At 47.5% G+C, this 17,879-nt stretch carries 17 protein-coding genes; 13 read left to right on the top strand and 4 right to left on the bottom strand.

The annotated features are described in order from the left end of the window. Positions 1 to 8: 8 nt before the first annotated feature. The 3 genes from topA (at position 9) to proC (ending at position 4,693) form a co-directional block, all read left to right on the top strand. Positions 9 to 2,840 (top strand): type I DNA topoisomerase, encoded by a 2,832-nt coding sequence (gene topA, locus ACN083_RS00970; protein WP_419100964.1) that lies wholly within the window; start codon positions 9 to 11, stop codon positions 2,838 to 2,840. Positions 2,841 to 2,886: 46 nt separating this feature from the next. After that, positions 2,887 to 3,687 carry a sugar phosphate isomerase/epimerase family protein gene (locus ACN083_RS00965; RefSeq protein ID WP_419100963.1) on the top strand — a complete coding sequence of 267 codons (801 nt, stop codon included), beginning with the start codon at positions 2,887 to 2,889 and terminating at the stop codon, positions 3,685 to 3,687. Between the two features lie 160 nt (positions 3,688 to 3,847). Continuing rightward, positions 3,848 to 4,693 carry a pyrroline-5-carboxylate reductase gene (proC, locus tag ACN083_RS00960; RefSeq protein WP_419100962.1) on the top strand — a complete coding sequence of 282 codons (846 nt, stop codon included), beginning with the start codon at positions 3,848 to 3,850 and terminating at the stop codon, positions 4,691 to 4,693. A 248-nt stretch (positions 4,694 to 4,941) separates the two neighbouring features. On the opposite strand, the gene ACN083_RS00955 is transcribed toward proC, so the two are convergent. The 3 genes from ACN083_RS00955 to ACN083_RS00945 all read right to left on the bottom strand — a co-directional run bounded on the left by ACN083_RS00955 (position 4,942) and on the right by ACN083_RS00945 (position 7,856). Then, positions 4,942 to 5,238 carry a hypothetical protein gene (locus tag ACN083_RS00955; protein ID WP_419100961.1) on the bottom strand — a complete coding sequence of 99 codons (297 nt, stop codon included), beginning with the start codon at positions 5,236 to 5,238 and terminating at the stop codon, positions 4,942 to 4,944. Positions 5,239 to 5,839: 601 nt separating this feature from the next. Further along, positions 5,840 to 6,508, bottom strand: a complete 669-nt coding sequence (locus ACN083_RS00950) for a potassium channel family protein (RefSeq protein ID WP_419100960.1) — start codon at positions 6,506 to 6,508, stop codon at positions 5,840 to 5,842. After that, positions 6,501 to 7,856 carry a TrkH family potassium uptake protein gene (locus tag ACN083_RS00945; RefSeq protein WP_419101292.1) on the bottom strand — a complete coding sequence of 452 codons (1,356 nt, stop codon included), beginning with the start codon at positions 7,854 to 7,856 and terminating at the stop codon, positions 6,501 to 6,503. The genes ACN083_RS00950 and ACN083_RS00945 overlap by 8 nt, the downstream gene beginning before the upstream one ends. Before the next feature lie 363 nt (positions 7,857 to 8,219). On the opposite strand from ACN083_RS00945, the gene ACN083_RS00940 reads away from it, so the two are divergent. The 9 genes from ACN083_RS00940 (at position 8,220) to ccsB (ending at position 16,940) form a co-directional block, all read left to right on the top strand. Further along, positions 8,220 to 9,131, top strand: a complete 912-nt coding sequence (locus ACN083_RS00940) for an ArsR/SmtB family transcription factor (RefSeq protein ID WP_419100959.1) — start codon at positions 8,220 to 8,222, stop codon at positions 9,129 to 9,131. Positions 9,132 to 9,164: 33 nt separating this feature from the next. Next, positions 9,165 to 11,237 (top strand): FadR/GntR family transcriptional regulator, encoded by a 2,073-nt coding sequence (locus ACN083_RS00935; protein ID WP_419100958.1) that lies wholly within the window; start codon positions 9,165 to 9,167, stop codon positions 11,235 to 11,237. Positions 11,238 to 11,525: 288 nt separating this feature from the next. Further along, complete coding sequence (locus ACN083_RS00930; RefSeq protein WP_005504750.1) at positions 11,526 to 11,624, top strand: 30S ribosomal protein bS22; 99 nt, start codon at positions 11,526 to 11,528, stop codon at positions 11,622 to 11,624. Between the two features lie 106 nt (positions 11,625 to 11,730). Next, positions 11,731 to 12,018, top strand: a complete 288-nt coding sequence (locus ACN083_RS00925) for a glutaredoxin family protein (RefSeq protein ID WP_419100957.1) — start codon at positions 11,731 to 11,733, stop codon at positions 12,016 to 12,018. 79 nt (positions 12,019 to 12,097) lie between these two features. After that, a complete protein-coding gene (locus tag ACN083_RS00920; protein WP_419100956.1) occupies positions 12,098 to 12,778 on the top strand; it encodes a histidine phosphatase family protein in 681 nt (226 codons plus the stop codon). A 65-nt stretch (positions 12,779 to 12,843) separates the two neighbouring features. Then, entirely contained in the window at positions 12,844 to 13,458 is a 615-nt protein-coding gene (locus ACN083_RS00915; protein ID WP_419100955.1) for a TlpA family protein disulfide reductase, read from the top strand. Next, the gene (locus tag ACN083_RS00910) at positions 13,455 to 14,207 is read left to right on the top strand and encodes a cytochrome c biogenesis CcdA family protein (RefSeq protein WP_419101291.1); all 753 of its coding nucleotides are present in this window, start codon (positions 13,455 to 13,457) and stop codon (positions 14,205 to 14,207) included. Before ACN083_RS00915 ends, ACN083_RS00910 begins: the two co-directional genes overlap by 4 nt. A 16-nt stretch (positions 14,208 to 14,223) precedes the next feature. Further along, positions 14,224 to 15,831 (top strand): cytochrome c biogenesis protein ResB, encoded by a 1,608-nt coding sequence (resB, locus tag ACN083_RS00905; protein ID WP_419100954.1) that lies wholly within the window; start codon positions 14,224 to 14,226, stop codon positions 15,829 to 15,831. A 38-nt stretch (positions 15,832 to 15,869) separates the two neighbouring features. Then, entirely contained in the window at positions 15,870 to 16,940 is a 1,071-nt protein-coding gene (gene ccsB, locus ACN083_RS00900; protein ID WP_419100953.1) for a c-type cytochrome biogenesis protein CcsB, read from the top strand. Positions 16,941 to 17,039: 99 nt separating this feature from the next. On the opposite strand, the gene ACN083_RS00895 is transcribed toward ccsB, so the two are convergent. Further along, positions 17,040 to 17,387 carry a PLD nuclease N-terminal domain-containing protein gene (locus ACN083_RS00895; RefSeq protein WP_419100952.1) on the bottom strand — a complete coding sequence of 116 codons (348 nt, stop codon included), beginning with the start codon at positions 17,385 to 17,387 and terminating at the stop codon, positions 17,040 to 17,042. A 191-nt stretch (positions 17,388 to 17,578) separates the two neighbouring features. Between ACN083_RS00895 and ACN083_RS00890 the strand changes: the two genes are divergently transcribed. After that, positions 17,579 to 17,866, top strand: coding sequence for a DUF4229 domain-containing protein (locus tag ACN083_RS00890; protein ID WP_419100951.1), 288 nt, complete (start codon positions 17,579 to 17,581; stop codon positions 17,864 to 17,866). The last annotated feature ends 13 nt before the right edge of the window (positions 17,867 to 17,879 follow it).

Below are 17,879 nucleotides of genomic sequence, written 5' to 3'. Positions count from 1 at the left end.
GGAGCAAAGTGCCAACCAAGGCTCAAAATACAGCAGAACATGGTAAATCCCTGCTCATTGTAGAATCACCCTCTAAGGTGAAGACCATTAGCGGTTACTTGGGAAGCGCCTATGAGGTGGAATCCTCCATGGGGCATATCCGAGACCTCCCTCAACCATCTGAACTTCCTGAAAAACTCAAAAAAACTTCAGTGGGTAAGTTTGCTGTAGACCTCGAAGACCACTTTGAACCGTACTACGTTATCAACGCCGATAAAAAGAAAAAAGTTGCTGAGCTCAAAAACAAGCTTCGAGACTCTGACGCGCTCTATCTCGCAACCGACGGTGACCGCGAAGGAGAAGCTATCGCATGGCACCTACTACAAGTTCTTAAACCCACTGTTCCTGTCTACCGTCTCACCTTCCCTGAAATTACAAAAGAGGCCGTCAACCGCGCATTTGACGAAATTCGTGACATCGACAATAACCTTGTAGACGCTCAAGAAACACGACGAGTACTCGACCGCCTCTACGGTTACGAAATTTCACCAGTGCTCTGGCGCAAAGTCTCACCAGGGCTATCCGCTGGACGTGTTCAATCCGTAGCAACTCGACTTGTGGTCGAACGCGAGCGCGAACGTATGGCGTTCTGTTCTGCTAACTATTGGGACCTAAGCGGAACGTTCCATACCTCAGCTGAAGAAACATTCTCCGCAAAACTGGTTTCAGTCGACGGCGCCCGCGTTGCCACCGGTAAAGACTTTAACGACGACGGCTCATTAAAACCTGCGGTAGCGACGAAAGTGGCACACCTTGATGAACAGAAAGCCCGTTCTCTTGCCGAGCAACTTGACGGCTCCGCTTTTAGCGTTCGAAGTTTAGAGACTAAACCGTACACGCGTCGTCCTGCTGCACCTTTTACCACCTCAACCTTGCAACAAGAAGCAGCCCGTAAACTGCGTTTTTCTTCTCGCTCGACGATGCAGGTTGCTCAGCGTCTTTACGAAAACGGCTATATCACCTACATGCGTACCGACTCTGTTGCTCTTTCAACACAGGCTATTTCTGCTGCTCGTGCTCAAGCGACAGAACTCTATGGCTCTGAGTATGTTCCTTCAAAGCCTCGCGTGTACGCCTCTAAATCAAAGAATGCGCAGGAAGCTCACGAAGCGATTCGTCCTGCCGGTGATTCTTTCCGCACACCGGCAGAAGTTCAAGGTTCACTAAGCCAAGATGAGTTCCGCTTATATGAGCTCATCTGGAAGCGTACAGTGGCTTCTCAAATGGCTGACGCTAAGGGCTCTACTGCTTCAGTTCGTATTTCTGCTACTTCTCGTGACGGACATAAAGTAGAGTTCGGTGCCTCCGGTACAGTCATTACGTTCCGTGGTTTCTTAGCCGCCTATGAAGAAGGGCAAGACGCTTCACGCAATGCTGAAGATACTGCCTCAGCTAAAGAAGATAAGCGTCTACCTCAATTGGCTGAAGGAGATGCGCTAACAGCTCAAGATGTTACAGCTCTTAGCCACGATACTTCTGCTCCTCCTCGTTATACGGAGGCTTCTCTTGTCAAGGCTATGGACGAGCTAGGTATCGGACGTCCTTCAACCTATGCTGCTGTTATCTCAACAATTATTGACCGAGGTTATGTGGAGAACCGTAGTGGTTCTTTGGTTCCTTCGTGGACAGCTTTTAGCGTGGTGCGTCTGCTAGAAGAACATTTCAGTAAATATGTGGACTATGAGTTCACCGCTCAGATGGAAGAAGACCTCGACGGTATTTCTCGTGGTGAGCAACAGCGCGCTACATGGCTTGAACAGTTCTATTTTGGTGGTGGCGATAAACGCGGGTTGAAACCTATTGTCGATAACCTTGGTGATATCGACGCCCGTGCCATTAACTCTATTGAAGTTTCTGATGGCGTTAACGTTCGCGTGGGACGTTATGGGCCGTATCTCGAGACTGAGCCAACCGTTAACGAAGAAACCGGTGAACTTTCAGATCCTATTCGTGCAAATATTCCGAGAGATCTTGCTCCAGATGAGCTTACGGCTGAAAAAGTTCAAGAGCTTCTCGAACAGGGCAAATCTGACGGTCGTGAATTGGGTGTAGACCCCGAGACGGGGCGTACCATCGTTGCTCGTGACGGTCGTTTTGGCCCGTACGTTACCGAGTTGATTCCTCAGATGTCTGAGGAAGAAATCCAGGCGTGGATGGATGCTCAGCCGGTGGAATATTATAAGAATGGTCGCCCGAAGCCTAAGAAGAAACCAAAGCCAGAGAAGCCTCGTACAGCCTCTTTGTTCTCTTCAATGTCTTTGGCAACAGTGACTTTAGAGCAGGCTTTGCAGCTGATGAGTCTTCCTCGCCTGCTTGGGCAGGATGCTGAGGGCGAAGATATCACGGTGCAGAACGGTCGTTTTGGCCCGTATCTGAAGAAGGGGAGCGACTCTCGTTCTATTGGCTCTGAGGAAGAAATTTTTACGATTACTCTTGAGCAGGCGTTAGAGATTTATTCGCAACCTAAACAGCGTGGTCGTGCGGCGGCGAAGCCTCCTTTGGCGGAGCTGGGTGTTGACCCTGTTTCTGAGAAGAAAATTGTGATTAAAGATGGTCGTTTTGGTCCTTATATCACTGACGGGGTAACAAACATTACTGTTCCTCGTGGGGACACGATTGAGTCCATCACTCATGAGCGCGCGGTTGAGCTATTAGCTCAAAAACGTGCCAAGGGGCCCGTTCAGCGTAAGCGTTCTACGACAAAAAAGACTGCTACGAAGAAGAGCACCACCAAGAAAACTACAGCGAAGAAAAGCACCACAAAGAAAGCTAGTACGACGAAGAAAACTTCTGAGGCCTAGCCAAGGAGCATCTTTGTAAGCCCCCTGACGCAAAGGACCACCTACGATGGCAGAGAACAGAGCCCCTCATATAGGTATCGCATTGTCTACGTCCTGCCTTTTCCCGCTGGGGGTGCCTGAAACGTTTTCTACTGCCGCAGATTTGGGGTATGACAGCATTGAGGTGATGGTGACCGGAAATGCTATCTCTCAAGAGCCAGATGATCTTCGTGATCTTATTCAGAAATATCAGATTCCGATATCTGCTATTCATGCTCCCACCTTGTTGTTGACTCAACAAGTGTGGGGGCGTGCTTGGAACAAAATGCAGATGGCCGCAAAAATGACGAAAGCCGTTGGAGCTGATGTCATCGTTGCCCACCCTCCATTTCGGTGGCAGCGTCTGTATGCTAAAAATTTTGTTCACGGTGTTCGTGAAATATCTGAGCAAGAGAGCGTGAAAATCGCTGTAGAAAATATGTATCCGTGGAGCGCTGGTGGTGCATCTGTGCAGATGTATTCCCCAGGGTGGGACCCAACAGAGTTTGATTATCAGTGGATGACATGGGATTTTTCGCATGCTGCAGCTGCTGGGGTTGATTCTTTAGAGTACGTCAAGAAAATTGGAAACCGTCTAGGTCACGTGCATTTGACCGATGGTAGTGGCACAAAAGTTCTTGATGAACACCTACGCCCTGGATATGGTACTCAACCGGTAGCGCAAACTCTCGAGTATTTAGCTCAACAGCAGTGGAACGGCGTGGTTTGTGCTGAGGTCTCGACGCGTGGCGCTCGCGGAGCTGTTGAACGTGATGAGTGGTTGTATGAGACACTGCAATTTGCTCGTCGCCATTTGGGTCTTGTGTGAATGTTTGAGATTTATGAATAGCCATTGGGTGCGTGTCTTATCGTGAAATATCGGTGAGAGTGCGCTGTTCTTATGTTCTTGCTCGGCTAAGCTGTGTGGTAGTTACGTCAAGGCGATATGACGTGCACGTTTTTTCTGATACTAGCTCAAGGAGTACATGATGAGTGCAATAGTCACTTTTTGCGGAACTGGTTCGATGAATGGTGCTATAGCTTCTGGACTGATATCCGGTGGGTATGACTCTTCATCGGTACGAGTAACCGTATATTCGCAGCACAGTGCGCAGCGTCTTTCGTCAGCATGGGGAGTAGACGGTTCTGAGGGGATTAGAGTTTTTTCGGTGGCTGAAGATTCTCAGGCTAATCTTCGGGCTGTTACTGGTGCGCAGGTGGTTATTCTTGGTGTGAAGCCTTATGCGATATTAGATATGGCGCGTGAGATTGCTCCTGCTTTAGCGTCTGATGCTTTGGTGATTTCTGTTGCCGCAGGTGTATCGTTAGAGTCACTATCTGCTGTGTTGCCTGTGGGCCAGCCAGTGATTCGTTGTATGCCGAACACCCCTTCTCAGGTAGGTTGTGGGGTGCTTGCGATTTCTTGTGGTGATTCTGTCTCTGATCAGCAGCGTGAGCTGACGTTGAAGATTTTAGGTTCGGTTGGGAAAGTTTTTGAGGTCGCTGAGAATCAGATGGACGCGGTGACGGCTGTGTCTGGTTCTGGTCCTGCTTATTTTTTCTTGTTAGCTGAGATGATGATGAAAGCTGGCATGAAGTTAGGTCTTGATGCTGAGCTGGCTGAACAACTAGCGGTGCAGACTGCTCGTGGCGCTGGTGAGCTTTTGGGTGCTCAAGGAGATCCTGTGGCTTTACGCCGTGCGGTGACGAGTCCTGGTGGGACGACGGAGCAGGCTATTGAGAGTTTTTGTCAGAATGGGCTGGAAGAAATGACTGAGCAGGCGATGCGTGCTTGTGCTCAAAAATCGGCTCAGATGACTCGTGATTATTCGTAGAAGAGTAAAACAACGTTGTGCGGTCAAAGAAAACGCGTATTACCGGTTGATAACAAGTTGTTTTGAGGGCGTTGTGAATCTTTTCTGTCTTAAGAAGAACGTTTACACGTTAGCAGAATAGTTAGATGAAGCTAAGTTTGCGCTAACAAGAATATCAACATGAGTGCTTTGACCTTTTGACGAGTCGATGATTTGCAACAGTTATAGAAATAATATTTGGGTGTCGAGAGGGCTTTTTGAACCAGCATTTATAGATTCCCTTGCGTTGCAAGGAATAATAGCGAGATGACTGCGGTCGATGAGCTGGCTATGAATACACTCAAAACTATATTGGTTGTTGTTTTCTTGTCCCATTGGGCAGCTAGATAGCACAGGCCTAGACCTGTGCCCATCATGAGTCCGGAGATGACTGCAATGATGGGTAGGCCTGTTTTAACGGATGGTATCAAAAGGAATAGTCCGTTGAAGGAAAGAATGATAGATAGGCTCAATATTCTGACGCGTTGTGTATCGAAACGGCAGATAGCGTTGTATAGGTTCCTCATGATGACCTCTAAATCGTGGATTGTCTGAACGTAATATCTATCAGTGCCACGTGCCGCCGATAGCGAGAATTATTCCAGTTACGACTTCGCTAACGGGAGGGAAGGGTAAAGCACCTAGCTACAGCGTACTAGATATTTGCGATACCTCTTTCTTTTGTGCTTTTTCTGTAATCATTCATGACGAAAGATATCTTGAACAGGTTGCTTCACTTTATTCTGATGATGGCGTTGGTGTCGTTGCGCTGGATATCAGAAATGTGGTGAGTTGAAAAACTTAACAGAAAAACGCCGGCTGTAGGGAATCAGCCGGCGTTTTCCAGAACACCAATATCTTAGAGATATTAGTATTATCAGCACGCTCACTTAGCTGGTGGTTTAGGGGGGACCACCTTATTGCTAAATGCGCAAGCTGTTTTGAACGGGTTCGCAATCCGTCCAGTAATCACTCGCACCTTTAGAGGTGACACTATCATAAGCATGTTTCCTTAAATATGCCAACCTCAACCCGCAAAAATGTGACGATTGCTAAATAAAATGTCTTTTATCTATAGAACATTTAAATAAAACTCCTAGTAAAAGCCCATAAATGCCTATTTTTTGGTTACGGACGAGCCGCAAAACGCTCAATAAGATCTACCTGCCCCGACACAATTAAAAGGTCTCTAGAGGTAACTTTTGTCTCCGGCGTTGCATATGTGAAATCTTCTCCAGGGGACTTCACACCCACAATCGTGACACCGTATTTTCCGCGTACATCAGATTCTGCCAAGGTAAACCCTTGAGTCTCCTTCGGCGGATACATTTTCACAATCGCGAAGTCATCATCAAATTCGATGTAATCCAAAAGACGACCCGAGACAAGATGTGCGGCCCGTCGACCAGCATCAGCCTCAGGGAACACCACTTTATGCGCCCCGATACGAGAAAGAATCTTGCCGTGCGCTGGGGTAATGGCCTTAGCCCAAATGCGTTCAATTCCTAAATCAACAAGATTGGCGGTAATCAACACCGATGCTTCAACAGAAGTGCCCACCCCAACAACAGCTGACGTAAAGTCGCCAGCGCCAAGCTGTCGGAGGGCATCAATATCTGTGGCGTCAGCCTCAACGACGTGAGTGAGCAGACCCGCCCATTTTTGAACTTTGACAGCATCTTTTTCGACCGCCAAAACTTCTTTATTCTGACGTCTTAGCTGGGCAGCGGTAGAGGCACCAAAACGCCCTAGCCCAATTACTAATACGGGTGCATTATGAATGGTGCGTTTAGCCAATGATCGGTCTTTCTTCTGGGTACTTATAGAGTCGACGGCGAGAGCGTAAAGCTAAGCCGGTTGCCACAGTAATAATACCTATGCGCCCAATGAACATCAGTACAGACAGAACATAGATGCCAGCCGGAGGGAGTCTCGCTGATAGCCCCACCGATAACCCGCAGGTTGCATAAGCAGAAATTACTTCAAAAATTACCATATCGAGAGGCTCCTCCGTGAGAAACACGATAATAGAGGTGCCTAAGAAAACAATGATGAAGCTCATCATAATCACAGAAATCGCGATACGAAGTACTGAATCCGGAATGGTGCGGTTGAATGCAATCACAAATTGGTCGCCGCGCGCTTCTGCAAGAACTGCCAGAATTACCACGGTAATTGTTGTAATTTTGATGCCACCAGCGGTAGAAGCGGGGCCCCCACCGATAAACATCAATGCATCACTAATGAGCAATGTAATAGGGTTCGTATCGCTCATCTCTACGAGGTTAAACCCTCCAGAACGTGTCATGACTGAAGCAAATATGGCGTTAATAATTTTTCCGCCCAGAGACATCTCACCGATGGTCTTATCGTTAGACCATTCGAAGAAGCCCCACAATAAGGCGCCAATAAAGAATAATGCGACAGTTCCGATGATGGTCAGTTTGGTGGTGAGGTTCCATCGGCTAAAGGCGAGAGGATTCTGTTGCATAATCAAAATAACGGGGAAACCTAGAGAGCCAATAAAAACTCCCACACAAATGGGAATAAGAATCCATAAATCGTGAGAATACGGGACAAGACCTTGAGAGTGTGCGGTAAAACCGGCATTGTTGAACGCTGAGACAGAATAAAAAATGCTATGCCAGATACTGTTCTTAACTGATTCTCCCAACAAGATAAAACGCGGTAAAAGAATGAGCGCGATAGTTGCCTCAATAGAAATTGAGGTCACGGCTACGGTACGTAATACGGAGCCGAGTTCTCCGAGCTTTCCGATATTCATTGCTTCTTGGGCGATGAGTTTAGAACGTAAGCCCAGTTTTTTACCGACTGCCATAGCTAGCAGAGAGGTCATTGTTAATGTTCCTAGACCACCAATTTGGAACGCCAGAAGAATCATTAACTGACCAAAAAATGACCATTGATCAGCGGTTGATACTGTGGTGAGTCCCGTCACGGTCACCGCAGACGTTGCGGTAAAAATTGCGTGGTGAATGGCTACACTATGACCGTCTTGAGAAGAGATAGGCAACGCGAGCATTGCGCTAAAAAATACAATAACCAATGCGAAGGCAAGAATCGCTACGCGCGAAGGAGAGGTACCAATGAGGGCGTCGACAAGGTCACGTAGACGAATGAGCATTGCCGATAAAGTGTGTGTACCCTCGGTCTCTTTAGGGTGTGCAGATGTTGATTCTCGCAACGCTGCTCTCTTTCTTCGGATGAAGGGACTATATGTAGCTTAGTCGTAATGTTTTCATTCAGCCGGATTATCCTTGTGATATAGGCTAAGAACCTGCAAAACAATAGATGCTTTTCTTTCTGAGTTTGAGAACCTCGAGGGGTAAAAACACGAGTGGAAATCTGCTAATAACACTGGTCAAAGCCTATATTTATAGGGTGGAATACATGGTTTTAAGCTCAAAATATGCTGAATCCTGCTGAGAATTCTCACTCTCTTAGTGTCGATACATTCGCCCACAGGTATATATGTCATGATGTATGTATGATTGATGACGTTTTTGCTGTAATTGCAGACCCTACCCGTCGTCAGATCCTACGAGTTCTTGCCGCAGGCAAACGCCCAGTTGGGGATCTGGTAGATGAGTTAGGCGTAAGTCAGCCTACGGTCTCTAAGCACCTCAAAGTCCTAAGAAATGCTGGACTCGTTGATACCCAAGCTGTGGGGCAGAAACGTTTTTACTCGCTCACACCGGAGCCACTTGAAAATGTTTTGGAATGGATTAGAAGCCTCAACCAATGCCACACCCAAACACTGAACATTCTGACCCCTTGGAATAAAACAACAGACAAAGAGCAAACCGATGAGGTCTCAAACACTGTTGAACCAGCGCAAACAGCTACAAATAATAGTGAGCATACAGATCAACAATCTGACCCCGAACCAGTAGCCTCAGCTGATGAAAAGGCTCCCTTTGAGAAAACAGAACAAGATTTAGCGTCCTCTGACGTATCACACGAACAGCAAACACCTGATGAAGAGTGCACACCTGATATTTTTGAATTCGGTGAACCTGGAGACCCCCGACAACGGGTACGCACATCAGAATCTCATAGCGCTATTAGTTTTACTCCGTTAATGCCCTTTGTTCCGCGTCCACTAGACCCTCCACCTGAGGATCTTGACGAACCAGAGAAGAACGAAGAACAACCCACCTCCACGGAGTATGCATCTTCTAACACCTTAGAAGAAACCACCGAAGAACATCCTCCAGCTTGGAAACAACAAGAATCAGAACACCTCACAGAATCTGAAACAGAAGATTCTCAGGTGCAGGTTCTTCCAGCGCTCCCCACTGCCGCTGAGATTTCTTCAGAAACGCAGAATAACTCCGCACAGGACTCGCGCGGATTATTCGCAACCTTGACCCGTTGGGGTCGTCGCCGTCCTCACTAGAATCACTATTGAAAGAATACGTAGAAGCTATCCATGTCTGTGTACCAGAAAATTCTTAACTGGCTTGAAGCAGAGCTTTTTGAAGGAAGACTGCACCTCGGGCAAAGCTTGCCCGATGATAGAAAACTTGCCGATATCATTCGTGCAAGTCACTCAAGTACCCGTGAAGCACTCAAATACCTTGAAACAATGGGGGTTTTGAGACTCTATGAGGGAAAGCGAAAAACTATCATTGCTCACCTCGTCAGCGAGCCTGCAGCCTCCGTCACCCCCGCTCTACGTCTACATATGGCAAGCTCTCGCTATCCGGTTCGTGACCTCATCCAAGCACGTATTCTGCTTGAAACATTCGCCGTTGAGAACGCAGACCCTACAAACCCAGCGATGGACGAGCTAGAACGCATCCTCGAAAAGATGCAATACGAGGGGACCACGCCTCACACCTTCCATCAACTAGAAGTAGATTTTCATATCGCTCTCACGAAACTCTCTGGTAACCAGCTCATAACAGGGCTTATGACGGCTCTGAGAACTTCGCTTACGGACTATCTACTCTCGATTATGGGACGTGTCCCTCTTTGGAGCGCGACAGCAACTCGACTACGCGCAGAATACCGTGCGCTACTTGAAGCTATCCGATACCGTGACACAACGCTAGCGAAACAACTACTCATCGCCAATATCGAACGCCAATACACTGAGGCAAGTCTTGACCTCAATGAAGAAACCGCTGTTGCTCATGAACTGCCAGGAACAGTGGTAGCAATGGAACCTATCGAAATTGATGATGACGACCTGATTCCCGATCACTGGGAAGAAGCTATCGCGCCTTCGCTCATCGAAGCTCTTGAAAATGTTGGAACTACACTGGCAACTACTGCAGAAACAACGAGTCCACAAGGGGATACCGCCTCAGAGAATCTTGAGAGCGAACCTTCCCCTGAACGGCCGAAAGTTCAAAGGTGGACTCTTGCACAAGAGTACGCTAAGGAACAACGCAAAGATGAGGTTTCTGCCGAAGAACAAGAACTGGGAACCTCAACTGAAGAGCACACCTCAATAAATACCGGTGAAGAAAACAGCTCAGAGATTTCTGCGCAAGAAGAAACTCCCTCCCCTAGCAAAACATCTGAAGCAGATAACACCTCAACCGCTGAACACAGCTCTGAGCATTCTTCTGCCGCTGTATCGGAGGAGAAATCTGTTGTCCAGAACGAGCCTCAACCACCTGTTCACAATGTTTTGCGTGCTCCAACAGCAGGACGTACACGTAAAGTACGAGGAACAGTAAGCGTTCCTGTCCATGCGACGGTTATCAAACCTATTTATCGCACCCCACACGGTGAAACGCCCATAAAAATACGTAAAAATGGCGATACGTCTTGGACGCAGCCCTCGTCAGACACTTTAAGGGCAAAACCGGCGGCACGAAAAGTTGTACCTGGATCACATCCGAGAGTTGAAGAACCTCAAGAGTCAACTTCGCAGTATCTGTCTTCTTCTGAACCAGAGAAAAAAGGAAATGCCATCGGTCGTTGGCTAGGTTTCGGTGTGCGCACTCAACAGGTTCAACTCGCTGTTGAACAAAAAATAACAGAACAAGCTAAAGACAATAGCGCAACACCATCTGCTGACACGCAGACTGCAGATACCCAGCCTCAACTACAGAAATCTCAAACTCAAGAACAAACATCTGAACAATGTGCAACGGATGTCGTCTCTTCCGAAAAAAAGAGTATTTTCACAAAGCTCACTTTGAGAAAGGGGCGCAAACACGTCGCAGCTATTGATGAAATCGAAGAAAAAGCAGAATCATTATCTGCTGATGCTGACCCTCAGATGCTAGCACCCGAAGGATATGAGCTAGCACTTGACGACGCTAAAGAGCCTCAAATTATTGATGAGACACCGCGTCTATCACGAAAAGAACAGCGTGCCCTAGAAGAAGAACATCTTGAAGAACATTATTCTTCTTCCTCGGACTCCAGCTCTGAAGAGCCTCACGAACCGCAGAGCTCAACAACGCATACTGAAGAACCAGAGCTGAGCACCAAGGTGTACACCATTAACAAAAAAATTCAAAAGAAAAAGAAGAAGAAACGATAACATCTTAGCTTCCCTAAAATCTGAGGTCTGCATCTCATTCTTGAAGGTGCAGACCCAGATTTTAGCTTTTTATCCGAGAAAATGTTCATGAATCTGGTTCAGAATGCGGAAAATCTCGAGAATGCTTGTACTCTATACAGAGAGCGTTTTCTTCCGTTCAGGCATTTTTATGCCTGAATTGGTCTTTAAGAAGCGTTTATACCGGTATAAACCGCGCCCGGATAGCTAACATCTCATATCTACGATGGGTAGAGATGCCGGGTATCGAATGTAAGTGAGGTGAATCCTATGGGTTCAGTTATCAAAAAGCGTCGTAAGCGCATGTCCAAGAAGAAGCACCGTAAGTTGCTTCGTAAGACCCGCCACCAGCGTCGCAATAAGAAGTAAGTTCTTATGAGCTTTATGTGCCTCGTCCTCAACTGCTAACAGTAGGGGCGAGGCACTGTTTTTAACACACCTCTTATGACAAACCCATGCCCAGAAAAGACCCCAGATGAGCGAACAACAACCCGCTAAAACACCGATTGACATCACCTTACTCACCAAACCAGGCTGTCACCTCTGCGATAAAGCTCGTCACGTCGTTCATGACGTCACCGCACGCCTCGGGCTCACTTTCACCGAACTCAACATCGAAAACTCTCCAGAACTCAAAGCCCGCCACGCCATCGAAATACCGGTAGTTCTCGTCGACGGAGAAGTTAAAGACTTCTGGCAGATTAATCCACGACGCCTAGAGAAAATACTGCACCAAAAAATTACCCAAAATCACCAACGTTAAGAAATAACTCACCACTTGTTCTGACAATTCACAGGTTGCAGAATTGGGAATGAGACAAACTATTTGAGAGACTAGAACAATGAGCTCACTTCAGGTTAAAGTCCACCTTATGCGTCACGGGGAAGTCGAAAACCCTCAACGTATCGTCTACGGGCGTCTACCCAATTACCATTTGAGTCAACGTGGACGCCACATGGTTCGTCTAACTGCCGAAGAACTCGCACGCCAAGCACACAACGGCGCGAATATCGTCTACCTTGCCTGCTCACCACTAACACGTACCCAAGAATCAGCTGAACCGATTACCGAACTCCTCGGGCTAGAAGCACACCACGACCCTCGCGTAATCGAAGCAGAAAACTATTTTGAGGGGCTCCACGTCAACGCCCAAGAATTGATCACTCACCCAAAACACTGGTCTAAACTCTTTAACCCATTACGTCCCTCTTGGGGAGAACCTTACCGAGAACAAGTCAAACGTATGGCACAAGCCGTACGCCAAACTGCTCAGCACGCCTATGATATCGGGGGAGAGAACGCCGAAGCTGTCATCGTCTCTCACCAACTTCCCATCTGGCTAGTACGACGTAGCATCGAAGGGAAAATGCTCCCTCACGACCCCAGAACTCGAGAATGCAACCTTGCCTCACTCACAACCTGCACATTTAGTGATTTAGACGGCAAAGAACGCCCACGGATTAGCTATAGCGAACCCGCCGCAGCACTCTACAACGGTGTTATACAACTACCTGGAACGTAGCACCATAAGACCTTTACTCTGCGATTCCCAATTCCTAAGATATTGAGCACACCTGAAAGAACACCATGCTAGACCCCTACCAAAGACCATATGAACAGCGACTGTCACGCCGTCATCTGCTGAGCTTAGGAGCCGCCGCCAGCCTCCTAAGCTTAAGTGCATGCTCATCGTCTGATTCTCTTTCTGCCCAAGCAGATGCGGGGGACTCCAAAGGATACATTGCAGGAGATGGGTCGGTCACAGAGTTTCCTCCAGAAAAACGAACAGAACCCGTACACTTTACCGGAACACTCTACGACGGCACCGAAATCACTGCAGAATCATTACGCGGAAAACCCTTACTACTGAACTTCTGGTATGCCGGATGCGCTCCTTGCCGAGCAGAAGCCCCCACCTTAGCTAAACTTCACAAAAAATTTGCGGACAAAGTACATTTCTATGGTGTCAACGTCCGAGACGAAAAAGCAACAGCAGAGGCCTTCGAACGTCGCTTCTCCATTGAATACCCAAGTTTTGAAGACTCAACCGGTCACGTCCTCTACGAACTATCACAAGTTGTCCCCGCACAAGCTGTTCCCACCACGCTCATCATTGACGCACAAGGACATGTCACCTCACGAGTGTTAGGACAAATTGACGAATCCATCGTGAGAACACTCCTCGAGGACGCCCAAAAATAGTGAACACTTTCGGAGAAATCATTATTGACGGGTCGCTATGGTTAGCCATACCCCTAGCCGTATTAGCAGGTCTGGTATCCTTCGCCTCCCCTTGCGTGCTACCCCTCGTGCCAGGGTACATCGGGTACGTAACAGGATTATCTGGACACACCAAAAACACCAGTACCCGATACGCACTAGGCGCCGTCGCTCTGTTCATCCTTGGCTTCTCAACAATTTTCATTCTCTTGAGCGTGGTTTTCGCACAACTAGGTGCAGCCCCCTGGATTCGAGGGCAACGCTGGGTTGAAATACTCCTTGGTATGTTTGTCATCCTGCTCGGGCTGGTCTTCTGGGGCAAAATTCCTTGGCTACAAAGAGAACGCAAACTCATCCACGCCCAAGCACCCACAGGGCTTTGGGGCGCACCACTATTGGGAATGACCTTTGGTCTAGGGTGGGCACCATGTATCGGCCCAACCTTCGCCGCAGTACAAACACTGGTCTACCTCGATGGGGCTAATACTGCAAAAGCAATAACTCTCACCTTCGCCTATTGCTTAGGGCTAGGCATCCCATTCTTTATCGTTGCATTAGGTATTCTCCGCGGAACACAACGCCTACGGTGGCTTAAAAAACATCATCGACGCATACAACAATGCGGATCCATACTACTGATTCTTATCGGAACGCTCATGATAACTGGTCTATGGAACTCCATCATCACATGGATACAAGCCACACTACCTACCTACGAACTACCAATCTAAAAGCTAAGGGCACACTATGGGAGAACAAACAACATCTCAAGCACCAGCTCTTGGAGTTTGGGGAATGACAAAATGGGCGTGGACACAGCTCACAAAAATGAATACCGCACTATTTCTGCTTCTTCTTTTAGCAGTAGCTGCAGTTCCAGGATCACTCTTCCCACAACGAATACAAGACCCCGTTAAAGTTAACGACTACATCGAAAACCACCCCACGTGGGGACCTATTGCAGATAAAATCCAACTCTTTGACGTCTTCAGCTCCGCATGGTTTTCCGCAATATACCTTTTGCTCTTCATCTCCCTCATCGGATGCGTCCTACCACGAGCCAAAAAACACTACCAGATGTGGCGTAAACCCCCAGTACGTACACCCAAGAACCTCTCACGACTACCCGTACACCGCACCTTAGAAATACCCGTATCCCTCGAAGAATTTACCGCAGAAGAAGCAATCAACGATGCTTCCCGCGTCCTCTCACGACGCGGATACAGAGTAGAAACCCACTCTGAAGAACACGGTCGCTACTCTGTCGCAGCAGAACGCGGGTACTTACGCGAAGTCGGAAATATTCTCTTCCACCTATCGATGATTGGTATTCTCATCGGTATTGCTATCGGATCTTTACTGGGATACCGAGGACAAAAAATCTTGGTTGAAGGAGACACCTTCGTCAACTCCCTCATCAGCTACGATTCTTTTACCCCCGGAACAAACTACAACCCAGACTGGCTTACACCCTACTCGATAACACTTGAAAATTTTGAAGTTCAATACGACAGACAACGTGAATCCGCCAGCTACGGCTCTGATATCAACTACGAAGCAACCTTCAGCATCAACGACCATTCTGGAGAACACCGGAATGAAACACTCAAAGTGAACGAACCACTCTCTGTCGACGGCACCGATATTAACCTTGCCGGCAACGGCTACGCACCCGTTATCAAAGTGACAAACCCCGACGGAACCATCGCTTTTGAAGGCCCCGTCGTCGGACTCACCACTGACCCTAAATACAACTCATCTATTGTGCTTAAAGTTCCCGATGCACACCCCGACCAGCTCGGTTTCGTCGGAATGTTCCTCCCCACAGGAGGCTACAATAGCGCTGGAGTCCCTGTCTCTCTTGATGCTGGGCCCTACAACCCTACACTTGTCCTACAGTCCTACTATGGCGACTTAGGGTTAGATAACGGTATCCCACAGAACGTGTATATTCTCGATACCTCAAAACTGACTGAGATGAACTCAATGGCTCAACAAAACGGTATCATCCTCACTGCCACGCACACCGAAGAAAATCTGCCAGATGGACGAGGAAAAATCAGTTTTGAGGGGTATAAGCGTTATATTGGTGTAGACATTCACTATGACCCTGGAAAAGGTATTGTTTTCTGGTCATTTGTTCTAGCCTTCACCGGACTGATTATCTCGTTATTCGTCCCTAGACGTCGTGTCTGGGTACGTGCTTATCGAGACGGTCAGAACCTCACCGTAGAATATGCTCTACTAGCACGAGGAGAAGACCCACGACTCCTACCGGAAGCTGATAAGCTCACAGAAGCTTTCGCTCACTGTTGGGAACTAGAATTTAGTGAAGCAGAAGACACCGAAGCATAAAACACTTCACCCCCCATACCTGAAGGAAGAACTAGCAGATGATTAACGCATCCCTCGCTCAATGGAGCGAGCTGTTCATGTACATCTCAGCAATTATCTACATGATAGCGTTTATCCTATTCACCGCAGATATTGCCTCTCACTCGCGTACTGTCCGACAACTAGAACAACAGGACAACACCGCAGATAAACCTCTCGAAGCTGCCACAACAGCGCACAAACGTGCCTCCTATATTGACAGCAGTGAGAAAGGCACGGGCGCTCGCGGACTTGGCTATAAGCGCGCTGCAGAACGCAAACTTGAAGGTAAAGTTGCCGATAGTTCAATGCGTTGGGGTACTGATACGAGCCCCCGCCGTGCCGCTCGTATCGCAGTTGCCATCATGATTATCGGTGCATTAGTTCATGCTGTTGGTGTAGTGACTCGTGGTATTGCTGCTGATCGTGTTCCGTGGGGAAACATGTATGAGTTCTGCACAACTGGTGCGTTAGTTGTTTCTACCGTCTTTTTGATTCTTCTGATTTTCCGTGACGTACGTTTTGTGGGAATGTTAGTGTCGGGTCTTGCCCTTATTATGATGTGTGCGGCAACGATTGCGTTCCCTACTCCTGTTGGACATCTCAAACCTGCTTTGCAGTCGTATTGGCTTGTTATTCACGTTTCTATTGCTGTTCTTGCTTCGGGTATTTTTACTATTACCTTTGCGATGGCTATTCTTCAGCTTCTGCAGTCTCGTCGCGAAAAAGAAATTATTGCTGGGAAGAAGCCTTCGATGCCGTTTATGACGATGGTTCCTTCGTCTCAGACGCTAGAGAATTTTGCGTTTCGTCTTAACACTGTTGGTTTTGTGATGTGGACGTTTACTCTGGCAGCTGGCGCTATTTGGGCGCAGAAAGCGTGGAGCCGTTATTGGGGCTGGGACGTTAAAGAAGTATGGACCTTCGTGATCTGGGTTGTCTATGCCGCCTATTTGCACGCTCGAGCAACACGCGGCTGGTCTGGTGCACCTTCTGCATGGCTCTCTATCGTGGGCTATCTATGCATCATCTTTAACTTTACGGTAGTCAATATTTTCTTCTCCGGTTTGCACAGCTATTCCGGCCTATAACTGGTACTACCTATAGGGTTTTTATCCGTGTTTAAAGCTGTTGGGCTACCACTGATGTAAGTGGTAGCCCAACAGCTTTAACTGAAGGTCTTGATGAGGCTACTGCTCAGCAGAATCCTCGTGAGTGTCTTCACCATTCGTATCTTCTGGGGGAGTAGTCTTGTCGTCTTTTTCTCTCATCTGACGTTTGGCACGCGCTTCAAGATATTTGAGGAATTCCTCATCATTATCGGGAGCTTTAGAGGAAAACTGTGAGCTGGCATGTTTTCCAAAGAACAACCATAATAAGGCTCCAGCAAGAGGGAAGATAAGGATAGCTAAAAACCATACGGGTTTAGGGAATACTTTGACTCGTTCGTTGTCTGTACGGATGCAATCTATGAAGGAATAGATGATGATGCCGATGAGCAGGGCGATAGAGCCGATAATCATTATTGCGCGAACCATAGATATTAGTGTTCCATGGATAACTGAATAATATCTACTTTATGGGACGTAAATTTCTGGAAGAACAGGATGAACTCAGAATAGTGCCTTTTGTAAGGGTATTCTCATGAATCTTGACACCTGTATGAGTGTGAGCAGTGCAAAATTTGGTGCTTATCGAACCGTTAGCGTTCTCCGTTAGACTAGTATCTATGAATCTGCTCAAATACACTTTTCTCCGTCTTGCACTCGTTTTTAGTATCAGCCTGATTTGTGTTTGGGTCCTTAAAATTGCGGTGCTACTCTCTATTATTTTTGCGCTTCTTATGTCTTTATCGTTGTCGTATCTGTTTTTCCCGAAACTTCGTGAAGCCGCAGGGGTTGAGGTCGCACAAGTGTGGAGGAAACTCTTTCCAACAAAGAACATTAAACATGAAGATACTCTCGTTGAAGACGAGTATGTAGAGCAGATGAAAAAATCACAGGGACTAGATTTTTAGTCTCGTATGATGC

The organism is Rothia sp. CCM 9418 (assembly GCF_048512825.1).
In the GTDB taxonomy this organism is placed as follows: domain Bacteria; phylum Actinomycetota; class Actinomycetes; order Actinomycetales; family Micrococcaceae; genus Rothia.
The sequence above is the reverse complement of the archived record's forward strand: the minus strand, read 5'-3'. Positions and strand labels throughout refer to the sequence as shown.

Coding starts and splice junctions, on each gene's coding strand:
- resB (WP_419100954.1), top strand. CDS start 14,224: ATGGGAGAACAAACAACATCTCAAGCACCAGCTCTTGGAGTTTGGGGA.
- proC (WP_419100962.1), top strand. CDS start 3,848: ATGAGTGCAATAGTCACTTTTTGCGGAACTGGTTCGATGAATGGTGCT.
- ccsB (WP_419100953.1), top strand. CDS start 15,870: ATGATTAACGCATCCCTCGCTCAATGGAGCGAGCTGTTCATGTACATC.
- ACN083_RS00890 (WP_419100951.1), top strand. CDS start 17,579: ATGAATCTGCTCAAATACACTTTTCTCCGTCTTGCACTCGTTTTTAGT.
- ACN083_RS00915 (WP_419100955.1), top strand. CDS start 12,844: ATGCTAGACCCCTACCAAAGACCATATGAACAGCGACTGTCACGCCGT.
- ACN083_RS00920 (WP_419100956.1), top strand. CDS start 12,098: ATGAGCTCACTTCAGGTTAAAGTCCACCTTATGCGTCACGGGGAAGTC.
- ACN083_RS00895 (WP_419100952.1), bottom strand. CDS start 17,387: ATGGTTCGCGCAATAATGATTATCGGCTCTATCGCCCTGCTCATCGGC.
- ACN083_RS00955 (WP_419100961.1), bottom strand. CDS start 5,238: ATGAGGAACCTATACAACGCTATCTGCCGTTTCGATACACAACGCGTC.
- ACN083_RS00965 (WP_419100963.1), top strand. CDS start 2,887: ATGGCAGAGAACAGAGCCCCTCATATAGGTATCGCATTGTCTACGTCC.
- ACN083_RS00930 (WP_005504750.1), top strand. CDS start 11,526: ATGGGTTCAGTTATCAAAAAGCGTCGTAAGCGCATGTCCAAGAAGAAG.
- ACN083_RS00945 (WP_419101292.1), bottom strand. CDS start 7,856: ATGCTCATTCGTCTACGTGACCTTGTCGACGCCCTCATTGGTACCTCT.
- ACN083_RS00940 (WP_419100959.1), top strand. CDS start 8,220: ATGATTGATGACGTTTTTGCTGTAATTGCAGACCCTACCCGTCGTCAG.
- ACN083_RS00925 (WP_419100957.1), top strand. CDS start 11,731: ATGAGCGAACAACAACCCGCTAAAACACCGATTGACATCACCTTACTC.
- ACN083_RS00935 (WP_419100958.1), top strand. CDS start 9,165: ATGTCTGTGTACCAGAAAATTCTTAACTGGCTTGAAGCAGAGCTTTTT.